This is a genomic window from Companilactobacillus keshanensis (genome assembly GCF_003946205.1).
In the GTDB taxonomy this organism is placed as follows: Bacteria; Bacillota; Bacilli; order Lactobacillales; family Lactobacillaceae; genus Companilactobacillus; species Companilactobacillus keshanensis.
Genome location: NZ_RHOS01000010.1, coordinates 64,731 through 86,075, shown reverse-complemented (window position 1 = coordinate 86,075; position 21,345 = coordinate 64,731). Strand labels below are relative to the sequence as shown.

The following is a 21,345-nucleotide window of genomic DNA, read 5'->3' as shown; positions in this document are numbered from 1 at the left end:
GTCTCCTGTAGAATACAGGAGACAATCCATGATTTCTTAAAACTTATAAAAATGTCTAACTTTTTTATTGCACTTCAGTGCACATTCCTTTTTTATTTGCGTAAAATTTTTTCATGTACATTGGATGAATGTTGATAAAGAGCAATTTAATCCTATTACTAGCCATAATTAATTATTATTAGGTTTAATACAATAAAATATGTATTATGAGTTTTTCTCAGAATTATTTCATTTTTCATATAGCGATACAAATTCGTAAACGTAATATAATTATTTAGAAATTAGTAATTTTTTTAATTCAATAACTAGACAAAGGAATAGTCGACATGTAAAAATATGTATAAACATCTTTTATTTAAAATTTAGATATTCTGTGGTCATAAAACCCGTCAATAAATTCTATATAATGATCAAAATATAGAAATCACATTTTTTTCGAAATTAAAAGGTTTTCATAGTAAAAAGTTGCTTGGATAAGTATGACGAATCGTCTATCATTAATTAAGGAATTTTTACAGGTCATAAATTTATAGATGTTATAATGAAGTTTCATGAATTAAGAACTTAATATAGTAGAAATCAAATTTTTAGAGATTTAGGTACTAAAGATGGAGGAAACAAATAATGTGTGGAATTATTGCCTTTAGCGATATCGCAACTATGCAAAAAGAATCAACGATCGAATCAATGATGGAAATGATTCGTCACCGTGGTCCCAATGTAGACGGCGGTGGTCATTACATTAAAGATCAAATTGCTATGGGATTTTGCCGATTGAGTATTATTGATTTAAACGGTGGGGCCCAGCCTTTATCAAACGAAGATGGCTCTATAGTTATCACTTTTAATGGTGAGATTTATAACTTTAAAGAGCTTCGTGAAGAACTGATAAAAAAAGGTCACACATTTAAAACTAAAGCTGATACAGAAGTATTATTACATGGTTATGAAGAATGGGGTATGGAAGGTACCTTGAACCGAGTTCGTGGTATGTTTGCCTACCTCATTTGGGATGATAACAAAAAGGCACTTTATGGTGCTAGAGATTTCTTCGGCATCAAGCCATTGTATTATTATAAACATGGAGATACGTTTATTGTCGGCTCAGAAATTAAATCTTTCTTGGAACATCCTCATTTTAAAAAAGAATTCAACAAACGAGCTTTGAAATCATATTTGATGAATCAATATAATGATTTGGACGAAACTTTCTTCAAGGGAGTTTATCGTTTCCCAGCAGGACATTGGTTTGAACTACGTAATAACGAATTTACAACTCACAAGTATTGGGATGCTAAATACGATATTAACAAAACTAGAACTGAAGAAGAAACAATTGATGAGATTGATAAAACGGTTCAAGAATCAATTAAGATGCATAACGTTGCCGATGTTCCAGTCGGAAGTTTTCTATCTGAAGGTGTCGATTCAAGTTATGTAACATCTGTATTGAAACCTCATGAAGTTTTCAGTGTTAATTTTGATAACGGTCCTTATGATGAGGCCACTGCGGCTGAAGAATTAGCCAATCGAGAGGGTCTAAATTTCAATAAGACGACTGTTACAGGTGATGAGGCTTTTGAAGATTTTGCCGAAATTCAATATCATATGGATGAACCAGATGGCAATCCATCAGTTATTCCATTATGGTATCTATGCCGATTGGCACGTAAAAAAGTTACTGTTGTTTTATCAGGTGAAGGTGCCGACGAATTATTTGCCGGATATATAAATTATGGTATGCATACTCAAAGTAAGATCGTTAAGCATTTTTCAAGTGCTTTAAAGAAATTACCTAAGGGTGCCCGTTATACTTTGGCAAAAGGTATCAGTAAGATGCCAGCCTTCCCAGGTAAGGTGCACATGTTTACCTGGTTGGCTAACCCAGCTAGCTATTATACTGGTGAATCAGTTGTATATGATTTGGATCAACCAGTTATCTTTACTTCACGTCAAGCTAATGAAATTTTGAAACCTGCTTATCATAATAATAGAACTGTTAAAGATGCTTATTACGACGATTTCCAACGTGTTAAGGACGTTGATAGTGTTAAACAGATGCAATATATCGATTTACATCACTTTATGTTAAACGATATTTTGCAAAAAGCTGATAAAATTTCAATGGCACATTCATTAGAATTGCGTGTTCCATTCTTAGATAAAAAGGTTGCGGAACTAGCAAATACTATCCCAACAGATATGTTATTCAATAGTAAAGGTACTAAGTGGGCCTTGCGTCAAGCAGCCCTAAAACATTTACCTGAAGATTGGGCCAATCGTCCTAAGTTAGGATTCCCAGTGCCGATCAAAACTTGGTTACGTGAGGAAAAGTATTGTAACAAAGTTCGTGAATTGTTCAGTGAAGATTGGGTCAGTGAATTATTTGATCAGAATAAACTTCTACAAATGCTTCATAATAATTTTGACGGTAAAATTGATGCTCGTCGCCAAGTCTGGACTATTTTTACATTCTTGACTTGGTATAAGTTATATTTCATCGATTTTGAAGGTGCACGTGATAAATACGAACATGTTCAACCAGATGTTAAGAACTTTATGGATAGTGGTAAATTAGTATAGCAAAAATGCGATAACCTCTGCGGTTATCGCATTTTTTATTTGCTGATAATATTTAGTACGATTTTTTCAATCGATTTTAAACTTTTTTGTTCATCTTCAATTGTATAGGGGAGGAAATGCATTTGAAGAAAGAAAGGTGCAAGTTGTCCAACGATTGTTCGTACAACTTCCATTGGATCCAAATCATCCTTTACGGCATTTGTAGATTTGAGTGTCTTTAAAACTGTCTTAGCAAAAATCGACTGAGAATCGTTGATCAGTTTAACAAATAGCTTACGAACATCCTCGTTGATCAATAGCTGAGATAGAAGAATTAAAATGGAATCAGCATTATCTTTTAAGAAATTATAACGGTCCTCAATAACAAAACTGATGAGACCTGGAAGATCATTGTTAAAGCCGTCAAACTTTGCAAAGAAATCATCACGGTAGGCTGGTATCAGGTTTTCAATAATTGGGCTTAAGATGGCTATTAACAAATCATACTTAGTTTTAAAATATTTAAAAATGGTAGCTTGACTGATACCAGCTGTTTCGGCAATTTGAGCTGTTGAAGTTCCGTCATAACCATTTTTTGCAAATAATTCTAATCCGGCTAATAAGGCAGACCTTTTGCCTTTAGGCATTTTTTGTTCGTCTAACCAATCACGATAACTTTTGAAAATACTACCTTCCATAATTGACTCCTTTATACTTTACGATAACGTTTTAATCCAACTACGTTAAGAATTGTCAAAACAACCAAGAAGATGAATAATACACCAATGTCTAATCCTAAGGAGCTTAATCCATCACCTTGCATGATGACTCTTGCTGCAGCGTCACCAGAATATTTAATAGGTATGATGTACGAGATATCTCTGACCCATCCGGCCATAGAATCTAATGGGATGATACCTGAGAAGAATACCTGTGGAATGACCAAGATAGGAATAAATTGCATCATTTGAAATTCTGAATTGGCAAATGTTGAAACCAGAATACCAAAGGCCAAAGCCACTAAAGCTAATATTAGATTTACCAAGATAACGTTAAAGATATTTCCGACTACTTGAATGCCAAGTAACCAGACTGTTACCATAACAATAATTATAGTCTGAATAACAGCTAGAATACCATAACTTGCCATGTATCCAAAGACAATATCTTGTCTTTTAACAGGTGTAGCTAACAGACGGTCTAGAGTTCCACTTGTACGTTCTTTTAATAGTGCCATACCAGAAATTAGGAAAACGAAGAAGAAAACGAAGAATCCCATTAGGATAGGGAGGATCTTATCAAAGAATCCAGTATCTGAATCACCATAAACATAATGATTGGTTATTTTAGGCGTAGTACTTGCCTGTTTTTTTTGAGCTGTACTTGTTGTTGCAGTGGGCATCTGGCTCTGTACCTTAGCCAAAGCAGTTGAAGCAACGGTTAATTTAGATTTAAGAGTTGATATGGTCGTTGTTGTCATAGAATTTTTGAAAGCCATTTTAACGGCGGCCGTTTTAGTTGAATCTGTATTAGCGTATGTTAAATCATAATCATTACCCTTTTGCTGAATAATAGCGTCAACTTTATCATCTTTTAAGGCCTTGTTGGCTGCCTTTTTAGTACTGTACTTAGTTACATTAACATGTTTTGTTTGATCAAGATTTTTGCTAATGCTTGATGGCATTGATACGGTAGCTATATCAACATTAGTTGATGAATTTGAATTAAAAATAAAACTCATAAGTAATAATATTAAAACTGGAGCTAAAAACATAAGTGCTAAAGTTCTTTTATCTCTGAAGAGTTCCTTTAGAACTCTGTTCATAATTGAAATTATTCGCATTATAAAACACCTTCCGCCTTTAAGAATACATCTTCGATAGAATCCACATCGTATTGCATTTTGAGAACATCTGGTTTATCAAAAGCCATTACTTTTCCATCAAGTAATAGGGCCACTTTGTCGGTTAATTCTGCTTCATCCATGACGTGAGTTGTAATTAATATACCTCTGCCTTCATCGCGGGTATGTTTGAGTTCTTTCCAAATTTGTCTACGTAAAGCTGGATCAATACCAACGGTTGGTTCGTCTAAAATCAATAGTTTGGGTTTACCCAGAAGTGCTATTGCTAATGATAGACGACGCATCATACCACCGGAATATCCGCTTACTCTTTTATTTAGATCGTCGGTTAAATCAACAACCTTAGCAACATGATCAATTTCTTTAGCTGTTTCTTGTTTTGATAGTCCCTTCATATCCGCAAAGAATTTCAGATTTTCTTTCCCCGATAGGTCATCGTATAAGGCATCAGTTTGAGCCATATAACCAATGTCCGCTAGTAGTTCACGGTTAGGCATCGTCTTGTTAAAGACCTTTGCTGAACCACCATCTGCTAGTTCCATTCCCAATGCAGTTTTGATAACAGTTGACTTACCAGCACCTGATGGTCCGATCAGTCCAACAATTTCACTAGTGTGAACGTCAAAATTGATATCTTTTAAAACCGTCTGGTTACCGAATTTCTTTACTAAATGTTTTAGGGAGATGATTGAATCTGCCATAAAAATTCCTCCTTTAGTAAGTGAGTAGTTACTCACCTTTCAAAAATTAGTATAGCATGATTTGACTTACTGTCAATCATTTTTTTAAAGATATTTTGAGTATGATAAAATACCAATAGCATATAGGAAAGAGGAGACTAATGACATTTGAAAAGATTTTACCTAATATTAAAAATGGTGAAAAGGCCATTCGTACTGGTTGGGAAGGTACTGAATTATTTGTTATCTTACAACAAGAGGGCAAATTTGAAGGCGATGTTTTGAATCCATACTTTTTGATCAAAACTGAAGATGAAGCTTATAGTATGTGGTCACCAACAGACTGTGATATTTTGGCAGATGACTGGGAACTCGTTAAATAATGGCGGAAGATTTTACTGATAAAGTGGTTCTTGTTACTGGTGCAGCATCCGGAATAGGTTTGGCTCAGGTCAAATTATTTAAAGACAATGGTGCAACTGTGATCTCGGTTGATAAGAATGATATTCCAATGAACATTGAAACGTTTAAAGGGGATGTCAGTCAGGCTGATTTTATTGAGGAACTGTTTACTAAAATCAAAACTAAATACGATCGAATCGATATTGTCTGCAATACTGCCGGAATTTTGGATGGTTACAGTCCAGTCACTGAAACTAGTTTGGATCAATGGCAAAATATCTTGAATGTTAACTTAACCAGCCAATTTATGATCATAAAAAAAGCCTTACCAATGATGCTTAAACAGGATAAGGGTATTTTTGTTAATATGGCATCGATTGCTGGATTAGTTGCAGACGGAGGTGGTGTTGCTTACACTGCCTCTAAACATGCAATTATTGGAATGACAAAGCAACTCGATATTGATTATGCATCACGTGGTATTAGGGCCAATTGTATTGCCCCCGGAGCAATTAATACACCGATGAATGCGGCCGATTTCGCTGGTGATGGTAAAATGGCAAAATGGGTGGCTGAACAGACCCCTGCTAAAAGATGGGCAAAACCTGAAGAAGTAGCCGAATTAACTTTGTTTTTAGCTAGTGATAGATCTGATTATATTCATGGAAGTGTAGTACCGATCGATGGCGGTTGGACTGCCAGGTAAAACTAAATAAGAATTCACTACGACACTTAATCTACCTTTGGTCGTAGTTATTACTAACCAAATATGGTTACAAAGGGGAACAATAATGAAAAACTTTTCTAAGACATCAGGAATTTCGATCCAAGATATTGTTAGTACGGCGGTTGTTGCTGCATTATATGTAGCGATGACAGTGGTTTTTACTCCATTAAGTTTTGGAGTGGTACAGATCCGATTTTCGGAAATGTTCAACTACTTAGTGTTGTTTAACAAACGATATATTTGGGGAGTTACTCTAGGTGTCTTTTTATCTAACTTCATGTCACCAACTTGGACATTGGATGTACCGGTCGGAACGATTGCTACATTGTTAGTCTTGTTCTTTGTTTTATGGATTACTAAAATGACTAAGGATATGCGCCTTAAATTTATAATTACGGGAATTATATTTGCATTTTCGATGTTTACAGTCGCTGGACAACTGTACTTTGTGTTTAAAACTCCATTTTGGATCAGCTGGTTTACGATCGGAATCGGAGAACTGTTATCTATGGCGATTGGTGGTTTGATTATTTATGCGTTGGGCAAGAGATTTGATTTGAGTCGTTAGGCTCTTTATCTCGAGGCCGTTTAAGCTATATTTCAGAATTATTCTGGAATATAGCTTTTTTGTAGCGATAAAAAAAGCCTTTCATCTATCGATGAAAAGCTATTCTGCATTTTCTTGAAGTTTCGATTTAATAATCCTTTGATCACGGCGAATGATTTCATATAGACCGAATAATAATACGATCAAAACTAAGGTGATTACAACGGTTTTTGTATTTCCTAAAAGTAGAGCATTACCACCGAAAGCATATAAAAATGAGACTGGAACTGAGCCTATAAAAATGCATAGAGCTTTATTTCGTAATGACATATGCATTTCAATGGCGGCATAGTTTACTAATAAGGTTGGCAACATGGGAACCGCATATCCGATACTTAATCCTAATCGAGGATGATTCATATTTTTCAAATGGTCGGCTATTGGACGAAATTTACTTGGTTTGATCTTGTGGGGGAATTTGCCAAGGATATAAATGGCTAATAGATTTCCTAAGAAAATACCAACAATGTTGATAAGGACTCCGGGCCAATTACCGAAACAAACACCTGTCAATACTGCTACCGCCGCAATTGGCATTCCGGGGATAGCCGAACCGATGGCTATTACTGCTATAAATAAAATTACGTTGTGTTTACCTTGATGCCGCAATAAATTTATTAGGGTTTGGCGGTTAAAAGCATAAGCAACAAATGTTTCAATGACCTCACGATAGCTGTTCCAAATGGCCAAACATAGGCCGATCAATATTAAAATACCTAATGTTATCAAAGTTACTTTATGCCAAAGTTTCATTAATGATCCCCCAAAATTTTTGTATCCATTTTCAACTTAGCATATTTGATTGTGAAAGTAACCAAAAATATTATTAATAGTAATCCTTATTAATTAAAGGTTTACCATCTTTATCGACTAAAACTGTCATGCCAGAGCCCATTCCTGGATACATACCTAGTATGTATTGAACTCCAGTTTCTGTGTCGGTAATAATTTGGACCATTCCACCTTTAGTTTTAGGGCTTTCTACTGTAAAACGTTTTTCTTTTACCATATTTTTCTCCCGTTTACTCTAGTATAACTAAAAAAACACCACATATGTGATGTTTTGAGGATTAAAGGTTCATCGGGAAATGGACTTTAATCTATTAGTATTGGTATGGCCAGCAAGGTTAAAAATAAAGTTCCAAAATAGGAGTGAATCCGTTTCAAAAGGACTAAGTATTTTTATCCATACCAACAAGACAAATATAGCATTGTGTTTTTTTAATGACAAATAATTAGATTTATAAAATTCTATTTAGGAGTTTTCATCAGACCATTCTTTAAGGAATATTGTTTACCAGCTGTGATGTCATATTGGATCAATTTATAATCGTGCATGATCTCTTTTTGATGCTTGTTTAAGTGGGTAACCAACTTGCCATTGTTATCTACATACTCTGAACTTGAGTTAACACTATTATTTTTGGCAGAGTTGAATGAATCCAAAGTCATCGCTGGCAGGTCGGTATAAACCTTTGTCTGCAAAGCATAATACGGAGAAACTTTCATATTCATTTTATAAAGCGCCATCGCCGCAAAATTATTAGGGCTGACAATTTTTGTTTTAGGTAAACTAGAATTTTGTTGGCGACTATATTTATTACTATAAACAAAATAATCAGTTTCATGTAGCTGCAAACCATATTTCTGCATCGAATCACCGTTATATAGACCAGGCAAGTGATCACCATACCAGATAAAGGTTATTGGACGATCCATTTTATCAATTTCTTCAATGAATTGTTTTAGAGCTACATCGGTGTAGTGAATACCCTGTGTATAGTTTTCGATCTGTTGTTTGTGGCTGTTATTTGTATAAGCAGTACCGCTGACAGAATAGTCATTGTTCTTATAATAATCATCAAAAGGCATGTGGTTTTGCATAGTTACCAAGTTGATAAATTGTCCACCTTGGTGATCCTTCATAACCTTTAATGTTTGTTTATAAGCCGATTCATCTGAAATATAAGGACTCTTCTCGATTTTATCGGTATAAGTTAATTTATCACCATCTACTAGATGATAAAATTTATTAAAGCCAAATTTCTTATAAACTTGTTTACGGCTGTATAGATTAGCAGAGAAGGGATGAATACCTGTTTTGTAATCGAATAAGTCGGTAAAAGCGGGCGCTACTTTTTGATAAGGTACTAGTTGAGAATAAGGTGTTGGCAGGGTTGGTGAGAAGTTATTAATGGCAAGTCCAGTCAAAGTTTGATATTCAATATTGGCTGTACCACCACCGTAACCACTTGTCAGCATTTCCCCTGCAGCGGTACTTTGTTTCATCTGATGAATAAATGGAATTGGATTACCGTGAAGAGTCAAATTAGGAACTCGAGCAGGATCAGAGAAGCTCTCACTGAGATTAAAGATAACTGTTTGTTTACTCATATCGCTATTGTTACGAGTTTTATTGAGATTGTTAGCGACATTTTGATATTTTTTAGAAAGTTGAGCCATCTTCTCTTTAGAATAGCCATCAGGTTTTTGCATAATGGTAACATCTAAATTATTAGCGAATTGTAACAGGGTACCGTTTAATTTAGCACCACGTAATTGAGCGTAGAAATATGGATTATCCTCGATATCTTCCAATAATAGAGCGATAGGAGTTTTGGGATGATTGGCGGTGAAAAAGCTACCTAATGAAAGTAGTGCAAGTACCAGAATCAGAGCACGCATTTTGAGTCCCAGATGGATCTTATTTCTATCTTTATGTTGAATAATAATTGCCAGAATAGCTAAAACAATTATTCCGATAATTGCACCGACAATTAATGCAGGAGAGACCATATTCAATAATTCTGACATGGAAGTGACCATTGACATATCTGATGGCAAAATTGGCTCAGCTCTAAAGTCAATTTTGATAAATGTGGCAATCAACCAGATAGCATAGGCCGTCATTGTGATGATCAATGAGTACCAGTAACGATTCAAAATTGACCAGAAGATACCAAAAATTGTTAGGAGAATAAAAACATTTATAAAGATGATCGGTTCACGATGAATAACGACCCATTGGGTCATATTGATATCCCAATTCCATAATTTACTCATCGATATAACGGTTAATAACCACGATAAACCGAGTAATAACCAGAAATGCCAAGCTTTAGCAATACGTTTTAAGTATTTATTGGCATGTGTTAAGTCAAAGCTGAAATTTTTAAATGGTTGAAAATTATTATTGAAAATAATTAAGCGGGCATAAATAAATTGAACGAGTAGGACAATTACAGCCGCCAAAATAATAATTACAAGTAGACTGAGAAATGCTGGAGTATTACTAATGAAGTCTTGCATCCAAGATAAACTAAAGATCATTAGCTTAGGATTGTTGGCAAAAATCAAAACCAAGCCAAAAGTGAAGAGATTGGAAACTTTCAAGTAAACGGTTTGCTTTAATATTTTATTTAAAATAATTAAACTTAAAATTGCTGTGACTAAGAATAAAGGTTGGCTACTGATAATGCTTCCCAAATAGTGTGATGTTAATGTCATACCGTGATGAGGATCGTAATTTACCTTATTGGTAGTTAGCCAAGAAGAAATAAATGAACCAACCAAAGAAAGTAACCAAAATAATGATAATTTTAACTTAGAAAAGTTTGACCAGTTTTCATTTCTGATCCAATAACCTATAACAAATAGGTAAAGGTACCAGATAAGATTTTGACCATGACTGAATCCCATAATATCTTGACCAAGTATCATATTGGCAGCTATAAAAATAATAAAGATTATTATTAAAATCCGTCTTATTTTTTGAATCGAATGTTTTTGAATTATACCTATTATAAAAGGTCCTATCAAAAGAATACCGATATAGGATAAGAAAATACCAGTACTGCTACGGAGTAAGTACATTTCCGGACGTGAAAGTATCTGATTACTAAAAATCGGAGTAGCCAGCTGAATCAAAAGATCTAGGATCAAAAGAAAGAGAATACTTCGGTTTGGAACCTTGGAATTCTTCTTATAATCCATTCCGATCAGAATCGGTATAAAGAGACTTGCAATTACTGTAACTGTTTTAAATAGCCAGACTCCCCAAAAACTACTATTCATATAACTTTGATTACTTAGTAAGTGAAATGATGTTACAAATACACCACTTAGTATAATGATAGATAAAATGGAAAAAACTTTTGACCAAGTTAAGTTAGTCCTTTGCTTCAAATAACTCATATTTTAGAAAACTTCCCCCAATAAGAAAACTTCCAACACTAATAACTTTACATTCTAGTGTTGGAATTGGTTATTTATTAATTATCAATTTATATCATGTAAGTATATTACTATTGTAATAATTATCAAACTGCAAATCAAAAGTATTTTATTTTGTGCACAATCGTCAACATTTATTAAATTAATGAGTATAAAGGCTTGCCTTGAAGCTAACTCCAAGGTATATGATATCGTTTATTGATTGAGAATATTCAATCAAACCTAATAAAGAGGGCAAAATTAAATGACACAATTAACTGAAACATATCAACTTACAAATGAAGTACAAATTCCTAAGGTGGCCTTTGGAACATGGCAAATACCCGCTAAAAAGGCTCGCAAAGCAGTATTGGATGCTTTAACAGTCGGATATCGTCATATAGATACGGCATTAGTTTATGAGAATGAAAAGGAAGTAGGACAGGGTATCCGTGATTCAGGTATTGAACGTAAGGAAATATTTGTAACATCAAAACTTCCCGCTGAGACTAAAAGTTACGATGGCGCCATGAAGGATTTTGAACAAACCATGAGAAATTTAGATATTGATTATTTAGATTTATATTTGATCCATGCTCCATGGCCATGGGGTGAAATAGGTACCAACTACGATAGTGAGAATCAAGATATTTGGCGTGCCATGGAAGATATTTATGCAACTGGGCGTGTAAGGGCAATTGGAGTTTCTAATTTTAATGTTCATGATTTAAAAAATATTTTAGAATCTGCTAAAGTGAAGCCAATGGTCGATCAAATTCAATATTACGTTGGATATACTGAGCCTAAGATAACTAAATTTGCACAAGATCACGATATTTTGGTAGAGGCCTATTCACCACTTGCTACGGGTGGATTAATTAATAATCAACAAATTAATCAGATTGCTCAAAAATATAATGTCAGTGTGCCACAATTAGCAATTAAATTTGTTATTCAAAATGGTGTATTACCATTACCAAAAGCAACACAGTTACCACATATTCAAGATAATGCTAAATTAGATTTTGATATCAGTGCGGAAGATATGATTACATTGAATCAGTTACCAGACACTGCACCAAGTAGTTTTCACAATCCTACGCAAGAATAATTAATCATAAAAACAAAAACCCTTCGTATACATAAATTTGTTCAAAAAATGTATACAAAGGGTTTTATTGTTTGGTTAAAATCAATTAATTCAAAATATGACTATAAAATAAATGCACCAACTAATCCAGCAACTAAACCGAAAGCAAAGACACTGGCAGCAGTTATACCTAAACTCTTCCAACTAAGAACGGGTTTTAGTAATGCCAATGAAACGATACTTACAGCTGGTAAAGTCATAAGGAGTGCCGCTGTAGGACCAGCAGTTAAACCTAATGCCATTAGAGCTTGAATAATTGGGATTTCTCCAGCGGTTGGGATAACGAAAATTGTTCCAACAAGTGCGAATAAGATAACAGCAACAACGCCACCACTAAGTCCGCCTTGAATAGCTGGGAACAAAACGCCTTCAAAGGTACCTAAGATAAAGACAATAACAACGTAAGCAGGGATACTGTCAATTACTAATATGTAAAAGGCTTTCCACCAACGTTTTATTAAACCTTCGGTATTTTCTTCGACGGGGTCAAAATCGACACCTTCCGGAACTTCAACTTGTTTCTTAGTACTTAAACGTCCGACCAAAGTAGCGATGCAAAGTACCATCAGGATACTAAAGACAATTCTAAAGAATGTGAATTTCCATCCTAATACCAGTCCCATAAAGATCAAGGTGGCTGGATTTAGTAGTGGGTTTGCCAAGAAAAAGGCCATAATACTGTTTACTGAAGCCTTTGATTTAGCCAATCCAACTGTAACTGGTGCAGAACAGCAAGTACACATCATAGTTGGAACACCCATCAATGTACCAATTAGTGTATTTCTGAACTTTGTACCTCCCAGATAACGACGGATCCAACGTACAGGTAATAGTACTTGTACTAAGGAACCAACAATAAGTGCAACAACTAATGCCTTCCAAACAGATAGAAAATAAGCTATCGTGAATGAAAATCCGGTTTTGAGTGATACGCCCCCAGTGGCAGTACCAACTCCCGCGATGATAGAATCACCTACTGAATGTGTTGAAGCAGCAGCGATTGCCTTTTGATAATATGGCCACCACTTAACATAGGAGATTCCAGCAATTAAGATAACAAAGAATAGAATGGCAAAAAATATTTGCTGTTTGTTTCGATTGTGCGAAATCGGTGTATCCATGTTTCTTTCCTTCTTCCCTCAAAGAATATTATAGTTGTATGCCTTTACATACAATTATCATTATACGCTCAAATAATATTTGATTTAGAAAAAATGTGCATTTTTTCACAAGAGTAGGGAATTGACCAATATTTTAGAAATAGTCTTTGACTTGGAGTGGGCTCGAAGGTGTTTAATGAATATAAAGATAAATTAAAAGGAGGCTGTTCAATGTACGATTTTAAAAATACAATTGATCGTCGTAAAACTGATTCAGTAAAATGGGATGTTAAACCTAATGAATTACCAATGTGGGTCGCAGATATGGACTTTAAAACTGCTCCAGAAATTGTTGAAGCAATGCATAAAAAAACAGATCAAGCCATTTTTGGCTATGAAGAACCTCAAAGTGATTATTTCAATGCCGTAGCCAATTGGTATGAAAAGGAACACAATGCTCGTCCAAAAATTGATTGGATGATGTTTGTAACAGGAGTAGTTCCAGCCATATCTTCAATTGTTAGACGAGTAACATCTGTTGGGGATAATGTTTTAGTTCAGGCACCTGTTTATAATATTTTTTATAATTCAATCGTAAACAACGGGCGTCATGTTGTTTCCAATGATTTAATTTTTGATAATATGGCTTATCAAATTAATTTTAAAGATCTAGAGGAAAAATTATCAGATCCCTTAACGACTTTAATGATCTTGTGTAACCCTCATAATCCGGTCGGTAAGGTTTGGAGTAAGGACGAATTAATAAAGATTGCTGAATTGTGTAATAAATATCATGTTAAATTATTGAGTGATGAGATTCATGGAGATATTACCTTTAGTCCATATACACCAGCGTTTTCTTTGGATAAAGACTTGATTCAAAATTTGATGGTCTGTGTTTCACCAAGTAAGACCTTTAATGTGGCTGCAATTCATGCCGCAACGATTATTGTTCCAAATGTTAATCTTCGTAATCAAGTTAGTCGCGGGATCAATACAGAAGAATTGGCTGAGCCAAATTCTATGGCGATTCCAGTAACCATTGCTGCATATGAAAAGGGACATGCATGGGTTGCCGAATTGAAACAGCAAATATTGAAGAACAAAGAGTTAGTCCAAAACTTTTTGGAAACAGAATTACCAGAGGTAAAATTGGTGCCTTCAGATGCAACATACTTGTTGTGGATGGATACTAAAGCAGTTTCAGATGATTCTAAAAAATTGGCAGATTTCATTAGATCAGAAACGGGGTTGTATCTTTCTTCTGGCGATGTCTATCGTGGTGATGGACATGACTTTTTGAGATTGAATATAGCTTGTCCGATCGACACTGTTGAAGACGGTTTGAATCGTTTGAAGACAGGTATTAATAATTATAAAGGATAGCTGATCTTGTTCAGTTATTTTGATTAGCATCAGTATTTTGAATAAATATTTTTAAGATAAAATTTAAATACCATCCAAATATACAAATTTCGTATATTTGGATGGTATTTTTTGATTGTTATTAAAATAGTACAGGTCAATTAAATAATGGAATTGATCAGCCTAAGATTTAAAAAAGTAATAATAGTAGTTAAAATTATTCCCACTATCATGGTGAATTTACTGTTCACATGCCTTCCCATTAATTTTTTGTTACTAGTTAAAATTATCATTGGGAAAAGAGTGAATGGTAATGCAATACTCAAAGCAATTTGAGCATAGACAATCATATTTTCAAAATCTTGTTCATTGAAACCAACGGCAAAACCTATAAATAGTATTGGGATCAAGGTTACAAAACGAGTTAATAGTCGTCTTTGCCATAAGGGTAAACGAATATGGAGATATCCTTCCATAACTATTTGACCTGATAAGGTACTAGTGATCGATGAAATTAGTCCCGTTATTAGAAGAGCAAAGGCAAATAGCTCACTCATGATGGGACTTGCCAGTGTTCCAACAATATGAGAATTGTTTAAACCGTTGAAGACATCTTCAAAATTAGTTAACTGACTATTGGTTTGGAAAAACAGTGTACCACCGAGTATTAATAGTAAAGCATTGATGAAAAAGGCGACTATCAGGTGAACGTTGGAATCCCATTTAGCAAAACGCAAGGCCTCGTCTACCTGTGCTGGATCATTATGGTCGTATCGACGGCTTTGAGCCAGTGACGAATGTAAATAAATATTATGAGGCATGATCGTCGCACCCATAATTCCTAAGCTAATGATCAATTTTTTATGATTTTGCCAAAGATCATTTGTTGGAAGCAGTCCATTCATTATTGAAGGTGTATTAGGATGAGCTCGAAAAACTTCAATTCCAAAGATGACGCCAACTGTCAAAATAGAAAGTAAAACGATGAATTCAATTCGTCTGATTCCAAATCTTAAAAATAGTAAAACTATTAGAACATCTAAGATAGTCAGTAGTATTCCATAAAGTAAGGGTAGACCGAATAATAATTTTAAGGCAACAGCAGTACCGATAACACCAGTCATATCGGTCGCTACCATAGCTAATTCATTGATTATCCAAAGCGTATAACGACCAAATTTAGGAATTTTAGCAGAAATCGCTTGAGCAAGATCTTGTCTAGCCACGACACCGAGTTTTATCGACAAAATTTGCATAAACATTGCCACCAATATTGACATTAGAAGAACTGATAATAATTCATAACGGTACTCTGATCCGCCAGACAGGGAAGTTAGCCAATTTCCAGGGTCCATATACCCGACGGCCACTAATGCTCCAGGTCCACTATATGCTAAAAATTTTTGAAAGAAAGATGCTTCATAAACGCTTGGAACTTTAATACTTTCATTTATTTCTTCCAGACTTTTCTTTTCCATTTATTTTGCCTCAAAGGCTAGATTAGCAATAAATTGACTAAATCTTGGATCATCGTTCATTGGTTCAACTAATTTAAAACGATCACCGCCACTGGCCTTAAAACTTTGATAATTTTGAACATTGTCTTCTTCTAAGGTTTCCAAGCAATCAGCCACAAAAGAAGGCGTAACGATAAGAACATTACGTTTACCGACGGCGACTAACTGAGAAAGTTCGTTTTTTAAATATGGCTTTAACCAAGGCATAGGGCCAAATTTTGACTGATAGACGGTTTTGATTTTTTCATTAGGAAAAGTTATCAGCTTTGAAATTGCGGAAGTGGTCTCTTCACATTGCTTTTGATAGGGATCACCATGATTGATCATAGCAGTGGGGATCCCATGATAACTGAATAATAACTGATCATATTCAAATTCATCGACTGATTTTTGAATATGCTGTGCCAAAATCTTTTGATATTCAACGTTCTCATAAAAATGTTCGATTATTTTTATTGGAACATTAGCAGATTTAGCTTTATCAATGATCGTCTTATGAGTACTTTGTGTGTATTGCGGAAATAGGGGAATGACGATTGTTTCGTCACAACCGTTATCTTCCATTGCTTTTAAGGTATCGACTATTTTAGGTGTGCCATAAGTCATGGCCATTTCAACGTCCCAATCGGGTAATAATTCTCGAACTTGATCACGAATGATTTGAGTATAAACGATCAGAGGAGAACCACTCTTACTCCAGATATGTTTATAGAAAGTAGCAGAACGCCAAGATCTTGTTGGCAAAATCATTCCTCTAAGTATCGGTTGCCAAATTGACTTTGGCATTTCAATAACATTCTGATCACTTAAAAATTCTTTTAGATATTCTTTTACGTCGCTTGTCTCTGGTGAAGCGGGTGAACCTAAGTTAACTAATAGAAGACCATGTTTCATATTTATCAAACCCCCCATTTCTATAAATCAATTATAAACTATTATTTTAAAAAAAAATGTTGACAATAAAAGAACGACCGTTTAGTATAAGGGCATGCGAAAAATAGACGAAGCGAAAAGAAAGCTAGTTATTCAAGCAGTGTTTGAGATAACGTATGATGAAGGTATCACTAACCTATCGATTGGGAAAATAGCGAAGAGAGCCGGGGTCAGTAAGGCGACTATCTATGTATATTTTGAAAATAAAACCGACATGTTAGGCAAAATTTATCTTGAAGTCAAGCGTTTGACTGATGAGGGACTATCCGCAAAGATTGATTCCTCATTACCTTATAAGAAACGGGTGAGGAATGGAGTAGAGCATTTTGCAAATCGCTTTATCTCGTATCCTTTGCAAGCTAATTTTATGAGGGCAGTCCAAGCTAATCCAAGTGAGGTCGAACCAGAAATATTAAAATCTTCAGAAAAATTGGCTCAACCGATAATGGATCTGTTCAATGAAGGTGTAGAAAAAGGTTATTGGATCACAAACGATCAGAGGATAGTAATTTCAATTCTATTCTCGCCAATAGCCCAACTAATTGAATATTATTTTAAAAAAGGACAATCAGTTCCAGAAAAACAATTAACAGAAATGTTGGATATTTTAGTAAATAGTTTAGTCGAATAAATTTCGACTTTTTATTTAAATGTTAACTGAACGATTGTTCTTTAAAAAAGGAAGAGGAAAAAATTATGACAAAAGTAGCGATTATTACAGGAATTTCATCAGGAATGGGACATGCAGCAGCACTATATTTTCAGAAACAAGGATTTGAAGTTTATGGAGGAGCTCGTCGAGTTGAAAAATTACAAGATTTAAAAGAAGCTGGTATTCACACTCAGAAACTAGACGTGACTGATAAACTCTCTTTAATAAATTTAGTTGATAAGGCAGTTGCTGAACAAGGACAAATTGATGTTTTAGTCAATAATGCTGGATATGGTGAATTTGGACCTTTGGAAGAGATCCCTATGGAAAATGTTCAAAAGCAATTTGATGTCAACTTATTTGGAGTTGATCGTATAACTAAACTAGTTCTTCCAGTTATGCGTCGCCAAGGATATGGACGAATAGTTAATATATCTTCAATTGGTGGAGATATTTATTCACCCCTAGGCGGTTGGTATTACGCAACTAAAGCGGGATTAAATATGTGGAGTGACTCTTTAGACTTAGAGGTAAAACAATTTGGGATCCGTTCAGTGATCGTGCAACCAGGTGGTACTAAGTCAGAATGGAGCAAGGTAGCATTTGATAATGTTCGAAAGAATCTTGCCGAAAATTCTCCATACGGTCCAATGATTGATAGAGTTGATGAATTGATGTCTAAAATTTCTACTAATGCGACTTCAGAAGATCTAGCTAAAGTGTTTTATAAAGCAGCTACAGATATAAAACCTAAGAGACGTTACTTTAATTCCATTACTGACCATGCAGCAGTTGCCTTTGCCAGAACAATGCCTAGAGCATATAAAGCACTTGTTTCTAGGGTCATAAAGTAGGTATTATGATCAGAGAAGCAAAAATAAGCGATATAAAAGACATAGCTAAAATAAATATTGCTAGTTGGCAGACAACATATGCCGGAATTATTGATCGTGAATTTTTAAGAGATTTATCTTTTAAAGAGACCACTGAAAGATGGAATAAGCATTTTTTGAATAATCGGAATAAGATATTTGTTGCAGAAGCCCATGGTAAAATTGTTGGATATGTGAGATCAGAAAGAATTGATGATAAGGATTTTTTAGGAGCAATTTACTTGTTGGATGATTATCAAGGTAAAGGATTAGGTAAACAATTATTAATGCAGGGACTAGATTATTTAAAGCCATCCAAAATGATTTACGTCCATGTTTTGGAAGCTAATAAAACTAAATATTTTTATCAAAAATATGGTGCCGAACTTTATAAAAAATCGAAGATCAAAATTGGACGACAGATATTATCTGAATTAACTTTTATTTGGAATTTTGAATAGAAATTAAAATACTAGTAGCTGTGACATCTAGAAACTTTGTCAAAACTATACTAAAAAAGGTAGCCGTGAATGGCCACCTTTTTTAGTATAAATTTTAATATTACTTAAACGATTAACAATATCTGCTATTTTACTTTTGGGCTGCTCTGTTACAGCACTTATTATTTATTTTTACGTTTGCTACTATTTAAAATTTTTTTGGCACGTCGTCTAGTTTTGATATTCTTTGATTTCAAACGACGTAATGAACTTGCTTTATCGAATTTTTCGGCCATAATTATTGCTCCTCAATAAGAATTTTATTTAGTTGTTTGTACTGCGACAACATCCATTCTTTATACGTTTTATTAGCCGGTAATGTTTCGGTTACTTTTAAAACGGGGATGTTATTTTTATTTGCTAATCTCACCATATTATCAACGGTTTTGCTGTCGGACTGTGAATTATACACTAGAAAGGAAATTTTTTGTTCCATAATGCCTTGACGCATATTTTTGACTACTTTGGGTGAAGGATCTGTTCCATTTTCGATTGCCTTTTCAAAATTTTTATTACCAACTTTAAATCCCATATCTGCAATAGAGTAGTCAAAAACTGGTTCACTAACATAGACTTTTTTATTATTAGTCGATTTTGCTGTTTGTTTCAGTTGCCCCAATTCATTTTGAACGGGTTTAAGTGATTTGATATATTTTTCGGCATTCTTTTTAAAGTAGGCTTTATTCTTAGGTTGTTTTTTACCAAGTTCGTTAGCTAAATAGGTAGCCAATTTTGGCATGGTTTTGGGATTATACCAAAGATGCGGATTGGATCCAGATTTCTTTTTCATGATATTTTCACCAACTAAAATATTTGTTGTGGCATCATTTTTAGAAAGTTTATTCATCCATGAATCATAACCAAGACCGTTAGCAATTGTGATGTCAGCACCAGACACATCTTTTGCAATTCCAGTAGTAGGTTCATAATCGTGTGGATCAACGCCAGGCTTATCAATGATCGATTGGACAGAACCCTTGTTACCAACGACTGCTTTGGCAACTTCTCCGTAAAAATCAGTGGAGGTGACAATTTTTATCTTACCGTTACTGGATTGTTTGTTACTGCAGGCCGTCAAAAAGATCATTAAGGATATTACCCCAATAAAAGTGAATAAAAATTTAAATTTCTTTGAAAACATATATATTTCTCCTCTAAATAGTAATGATTACTATTTAATGATATATAAAAAAGATATATTTGTAAATAGTAATGATTATCATTTACAAATTAAGAATATTAAAAAACCGATACCTGGATGAATAGGTATCGGCTTTGTGGATGTTGTACATGTTCTATGTAATGCTCAAGAGTTAAACGCTCGACTAAAACGAGCTACGCAATGCAACTCTCTGTGCTTACTACGGATAATGATAATAGCATAGACCGCTATTTTCATTAACCTATGTAATGCTCAAGAGTAAAACGCATTGCTAAAACGAGCTACGCAATGCAACTCTCTGTGCTTACTACGGATAATGATAATAGCATAGACCACTATTTTCATTATTCTATGTAATGCTCAAGAGTAAAACGCATTGCTACGCTCTCTAATTTTCATATCTAAGTCCTAATTCAACAAAGTATTGGAAAATGCGATTTTTCGTTATTTTTCCAACGACTTGTCTAGGGTTCTCTTTTTCTGTAACTGGCAATGAGTCGACTTCGTGTTGGAAGAGCAGTTTTCCAACTTCTATGATCGTCATATCGGAAGTTACGGTTATTAAATTTGGCATTCTGGTCATAACCATGCTGGCTACCATTGAATCAGTGTCAGCATTATTTACGGTTACTGATAGTAGATCTTTTCTTGAAATGAGTCCGAGTAGGTTTTTATTATCATCTACGACGTAAAGAGATCCAGAATCCTTTAGGAAAAGGATATTGACACATTCTTGCAGGGTAGTATTTACCTGAACAAAAATGGGTTTCTTTAGAATATTGGCGATAGAACTGTCATAAAGTTCTTCAAAATTTAGACTGGATTTTGGCATCTGAGAAAATTCATAGCCTACTTTAGGGCGGGATTTCAAGATTTCAATTGCAGTCAGTAAACGCAGATCTCCACGGATCGTAGGCACATGCAGATCGAGTTTTTCAGCGATTTGTTCGCTGGTCATAGGACTTTTTTCTTTTGTTAGTTCGATGATTTGTTTTTGTCTTTTTGTTAAATACATGATATTTCTCCAAAATTTTCTGGTA

Annotated in this window: 21 protein-coding genes; 9 read left to right on the top strand and 12 right to left on the bottom strand. The window is 34.5% G+C overall.

Annotated features, from left to right (window positions below; genetic code table 11):
• The first annotated feature begins 624 nt into the window (after positions 1 to 624).
• Positions 625 to 2,583 carry an asparagine synthase (glutamine-hydrolyzing) gene (asnB, locus tag EKM64_RS07110; RefSeq protein WP_125677049.1) on the top strand — a complete coding sequence of 653 codons (1,959 nt, stop codon included), beginning with the start codon at positions 625 to 627 and terminating at the stop codon, positions 2,581 to 2,583.
• 35 nt (positions 2,584 to 2,618) lie between these two features.
• Here asnB and EKM64_RS07105 read toward each other — a convergent pair whose 3' ends face one another.
• Genes EKM64_RS07105 through EKM64_RS07095 form a run of 3 tightly spaced genes read right to left on the bottom strand, consistent with a single transcriptional unit; the run spans position 2,619 to position 5,127 of the window.
• Positions 2,619 to 3,260 carry a TetR/AcrR family transcriptional regulator gene (locus EKM64_RS07105; protein ID WP_125677047.1) on the bottom strand — a complete coding sequence of 214 codons (642 nt, stop codon included), beginning with the start codon at positions 3,258 to 3,260 and terminating at the stop codon, positions 2,619 to 2,621.
• 11 nt (positions 3,261 to 3,271) lie between these two features.
• Entirely contained in the window at positions 3,272 to 4,405 is a 1,134-nt protein-coding gene (locus EKM64_RS07100) for an ABC transporter permease (RefSeq protein ID WP_125677045.1), read from the bottom strand.
• Positions 4,405 to 5,127, bottom strand: coding sequence for an ABC transporter ATP-binding protein (locus EKM64_RS07095; RefSeq protein WP_125677043.1), 723 nt, complete (start codon positions 5,125 to 5,127; stop codon positions 4,405 to 4,407). Before EKM64_RS07095 ends, EKM64_RS07100 begins: the two co-directional genes overlap by 1 nt.
• Positions 5,128 to 5,267: 140 nt before the next feature.
• On the opposite strand from EKM64_RS07095, the gene EKM64_RS07090 reads away from it, so the two are divergent.
• From EKM64_RS07090 to EKM64_RS07080, 3 genes are all read left to right on the top strand, one after another.
• On the top strand, positions 5,268 to 5,489 hold the full coding sequence (locus EKM64_RS07090) for a DUF2829 domain-containing protein (RefSeq protein ID WP_125677041.1): 222 nt from the start codon (positions 5,268 to 5,270) through the stop codon (positions 5,487 to 5,489).
• Complete coding sequence (locus tag EKM64_RS07085) at positions 5,489 to 6,214, top strand: 3-oxoacyl-ACP reductase (RefSeq protein WP_377769756.1); 726 nt, start codon at positions 5,489 to 5,491, stop codon at positions 6,212 to 6,214. Before EKM64_RS07090 ends, EKM64_RS07085 begins: the two co-directional genes overlap by 1 nt.
• 85 nt (positions 6,215 to 6,299) lie before the next feature.
• Positions 6,300 to 6,803 carry a QueT transporter family protein gene (locus EKM64_RS07080; protein ID WP_125677037.1) on the top strand — a complete coding sequence of 168 codons (504 nt, stop codon included), beginning with the start codon at positions 6,300 to 6,302 and terminating at the stop codon, positions 6,801 to 6,803.
• 99 nt (positions 6,804 to 6,902) lie between these two features.
• Here the strand turns inward: EKM64_RS07080 and EKM64_RS07075 are convergent, their stop codons facing one another.
• The 3 genes from EKM64_RS07075 to EKM64_RS07065 all read right to left on the bottom strand — a co-directional run bounded on the left by EKM64_RS07075 (position 6,903) and on the right by EKM64_RS07065 (position 11,036).
• Positions 6,903 to 7,595 (bottom strand): TVP38/TMEM64 family protein, encoded by a 693-nt coding sequence (locus EKM64_RS07075; RefSeq protein ID WP_125677035.1) that lies wholly within the window; start codon positions 7,593 to 7,595, stop codon positions 6,903 to 6,905.
• A 73-nt stretch (positions 7,596 to 7,668) separates the two neighbouring features.
• Complete coding sequence (locus EKM64_RS07070; RefSeq protein WP_125677033.1) at positions 7,669 to 7,851, bottom strand: DUF6440 family protein; 183 nt, start codon at positions 7,849 to 7,851, stop codon at positions 7,669 to 7,671.
• Between the two features lie 242 nt (positions 7,852 to 8,093).
• Positions 8,094 to 11,036, bottom strand: a complete 2,943-nt coding sequence (locus EKM64_RS07065) for an LTA synthase family protein (protein WP_125677031.1) — start codon at positions 11,034 to 11,036, stop codon at positions 8,094 to 8,096.
• Positions 11,037 to 11,319: 283 nt separating this feature from the next.
• Between EKM64_RS07065 and EKM64_RS07060 the strand changes: the two genes are divergently transcribed.
• Complete coding sequence (locus EKM64_RS07060; RefSeq protein WP_125677029.1) at positions 11,320 to 12,165, top strand: aldo/keto reductase; 846 nt, start codon at positions 11,320 to 11,322, stop codon at positions 12,163 to 12,165.
• Positions 12,166 to 12,266: 101 nt separating this feature from the next.
• On the opposite strand, the gene EKM64_RS07055 is transcribed toward EKM64_RS07060, so the two are convergent.
• Entirely contained in the window at positions 12,267 to 13,325 is a 1,059-nt protein-coding gene (locus tag EKM64_RS07055) for a permease (protein WP_125677027.1), read from the bottom strand.
• Between the two features lie 210 nt (positions 13,326 to 13,535).
• Here EKM64_RS07055 and EKM64_RS07050 point away from each other — a divergent pair, with 210 nt between their 5' ends.
• Entirely contained in the window at positions 13,536 to 14,690 is a 1,155-nt protein-coding gene (locus EKM64_RS07050) for a MalY/PatB family protein (RefSeq protein WP_125677025.1), read from the top strand.
• A gap of 140 nt (positions 14,691 to 14,830) precedes the next feature.
• On the opposite strand, the gene EKM64_RS07045 is transcribed toward EKM64_RS07050, so the two are convergent.
• Positions 14,831 to 16,147, bottom strand: coding sequence for an Nramp family divalent metal transporter (locus tag EKM64_RS07045; protein WP_125677023.1), 1,317 nt, complete (start codon positions 16,145 to 16,147; stop codon positions 14,831 to 14,833).
• Entirely contained in the window at positions 16,148 to 17,080 is a 933-nt protein-coding gene (gene hemH, locus EKM64_RS07040) for a ferrochelatase (RefSeq protein ID WP_125677021.1), read from the bottom strand. It abuts the gene before it with no gap.
• A 94-nt stretch (positions 17,081 to 17,174) separates the two neighbouring features.
• On the opposite strand from hemH, the gene EKM64_RS07035 reads away from it, so the two are divergent.
• The 3 genes from EKM64_RS07035 to EKM64_RS07025 all read left to right on the top strand — a co-directional run bounded on the left by EKM64_RS07035 (position 17,175) and on the right by EKM64_RS07025 (position 19,104).
• Positions 17,175 to 17,750, top strand: a complete 576-nt coding sequence (locus EKM64_RS07035; RefSeq protein ID WP_125677019.1) for a TetR/AcrR family transcriptional regulator — start codon at positions 17,175 to 17,177, stop codon at positions 17,748 to 17,750.
• A 65-nt stretch (positions 17,751 to 17,815) separates the two neighbouring features.
• Positions 17,816 to 18,625 carry an SDR family NAD(P)-dependent oxidoreductase gene (locus tag EKM64_RS07030; protein WP_125677017.1) on the top strand — a complete coding sequence of 270 codons (810 nt, stop codon included), beginning with the start codon at positions 17,816 to 17,818 and terminating at the stop codon, positions 18,623 to 18,625.
• Between the two features lie 5 nt (positions 18,626 to 18,630).
• A complete protein-coding gene (locus tag EKM64_RS07025; RefSeq protein WP_125677015.1) occupies positions 18,631 to 19,104 on the top strand; it encodes a GNAT family N-acetyltransferase in 474 nt (157 codons plus the stop codon).
• 161 nt (positions 19,105 to 19,265) lie between these two features.
• Here the strand turns inward: EKM64_RS07025 and EKM64_RS11395 are convergent, their stop codons facing one another.
• The 3 genes from EKM64_RS11395 to EKM64_RS07015 form a co-directional block, all read right to left on the bottom strand.
• Positions 19,266 to 19,379 carry a putative metal homeostasis protein gene (locus EKM64_RS11395; RefSeq protein WP_164505318.1) on the bottom strand — a complete coding sequence of 38 codons (114 nt, stop codon included), beginning with the start codon at positions 19,377 to 19,379 and terminating at the stop codon, positions 19,266 to 19,268.
• A gap of 2 nt (positions 19,380 to 19,381) precedes the next feature.
• Complete coding sequence (locus tag EKM64_RS07020; protein WP_125677013.1) at positions 19,382 to 20,284, bottom strand: metal ABC transporter solute-binding protein; 903 nt, start codon at positions 20,282 to 20,284, stop codon at positions 19,382 to 19,384.
• A 409-nt stretch (positions 20,285 to 20,693) separates the two neighbouring features.
• Entirely contained in the window at positions 20,694 to 21,320 is a 627-nt protein-coding gene (locus EKM64_RS07015; protein ID WP_125677011.1) for a helix-turn-helix transcriptional regulator, read from the bottom strand.
• Positions 21,321 to 21,345: the final 25 nt, after the last annotated feature.

Excerpts from the sequence above, each read along its gene's own strand:
- asnB (WP_125677049.1), top strand. The coding sequence starts at position 625 with ATGTGTGGAATTATTGCCTTTAGCGATATCGCAACTATGCAAAAAGAA.
- EKM64_RS07105 (WP_125677047.1), bottom strand. The coding sequence starts at position 3,260 with ATGGAAGGTAGTATTTTCAAAAGTTATCGTGATTGGTTAGACGAACAA.
- EKM64_RS07100 (WP_125677045.1), bottom strand. The coding sequence starts at position 4,405 with ATGCGAATAATTTCAATTATGAACAGAGTTCTAAAGGAACTCTTCAGA.
- EKM64_RS07095 (WP_125677043.1), bottom strand. The coding sequence starts at position 5,127 with ATGGCAGATTCAATCATCTCCCTAAAACATTTAGTAAAGAAATTCGGT.
- EKM64_RS07090 (WP_125677041.1), top strand. The coding sequence starts at position 5,268 with ATGACATTTGAAAAGATTTTACCTAATATTAAAAATGGTGAAAAGGCC.
- EKM64_RS07085 (WP_377769756.1), top strand. The coding sequence starts at position 5,489 with ATGGCGGAAGATTTTACTGATAAAGTGGTTCTTGTTACTGGTGCAGCA.
- EKM64_RS07080 (WP_125677037.1), top strand. The coding sequence starts at position 6,300 with ATGAAAAACTTTTCTAAGACATCAGGAATTTCGATCCAAGATATTGTT.
- EKM64_RS07075 (WP_125677035.1), bottom strand. The coding sequence starts at position 7,595 with ATGAAACTTTGGCATAAAGTAACTTTGATAACATTAGGTATTTTAATA.
- EKM64_RS07070 (WP_125677033.1), bottom strand. The coding sequence starts at position 7,851 with ATGGTAAAAGAAAAACGTTTTACAGTAGAAAGCCCTAAAACTAAAGGT.
- EKM64_RS07065 (WP_125677031.1), bottom strand. The coding sequence starts at position 11,036 with ATGAGTTATTTGAAGCAAAGGACTAACTTAACTTGGTCAAAAGTTTTT.
- EKM64_RS07060 (WP_125677029.1), top strand. The coding sequence starts at position 11,320 with ATGACACAATTAACTGAAACATATCAACTTACAAATGAAGTACAAATT.
- EKM64_RS07055 (WP_125677027.1), bottom strand. The coding sequence starts at position 13,325 with ATGGATACACCGATTTCGCACAATCGAAACAAACAGCAAATATTTTTT.
- EKM64_RS07050 (WP_125677025.1), top strand. The coding sequence starts at position 13,536 with ATGTACGATTTTAAAAATACAATTGATCGTCGTAAAACTGATTCAGTA.
- EKM64_RS07045 (WP_125677023.1), bottom strand. The coding sequence starts at position 16,147 with ATGGAAAAGAAAAGTCTGGAAGAAATAAATGAAAGTATTAAAGTTCCA.
- hemH (WP_125677021.1), bottom strand. The coding sequence starts at position 17,080 with ATGAAACATGGTCTTCTATTAGTTAACTTAGGTTCACCCGCTTCACCA.
- EKM64_RS07035 (WP_125677019.1), top strand. The coding sequence starts at position 17,175 with ATGCGAAAAATAGACGAAGCGAAAAGAAAGCTAGTTATTCAAGCAGTG.
- EKM64_RS07030 (WP_125677017.1), top strand. The coding sequence starts at position 17,816 with ATGACAAAAGTAGCGATTATTACAGGAATTTCATCAGGAATGGGACAT.
- EKM64_RS07025 (WP_125677015.1), top strand. The coding sequence starts at position 18,631 with ATGATCAGAGAAGCAAAAATAAGCGATATAAAAGACATAGCTAAAATA.
- EKM64_RS11395 (WP_164505318.1), bottom strand. The coding sequence starts at position 19,379 with ATGGCCGAAAAATTCGATAAAGCAAGTTCATTACGTCGTTTGAAATCA.
- EKM64_RS07020 (WP_125677013.1), bottom strand. The coding sequence starts at position 20,284 with ATGTTTTCAAAGAAATTTAAATTTTTATTCACTTTTATTGGGGTAATA.
- EKM64_RS07015 (WP_125677011.1), bottom strand. The coding sequence starts at position 21,320 with ATGTATTTAACAAAAAGACAAAAACAAATCATCGAACTAACAAAAGAA.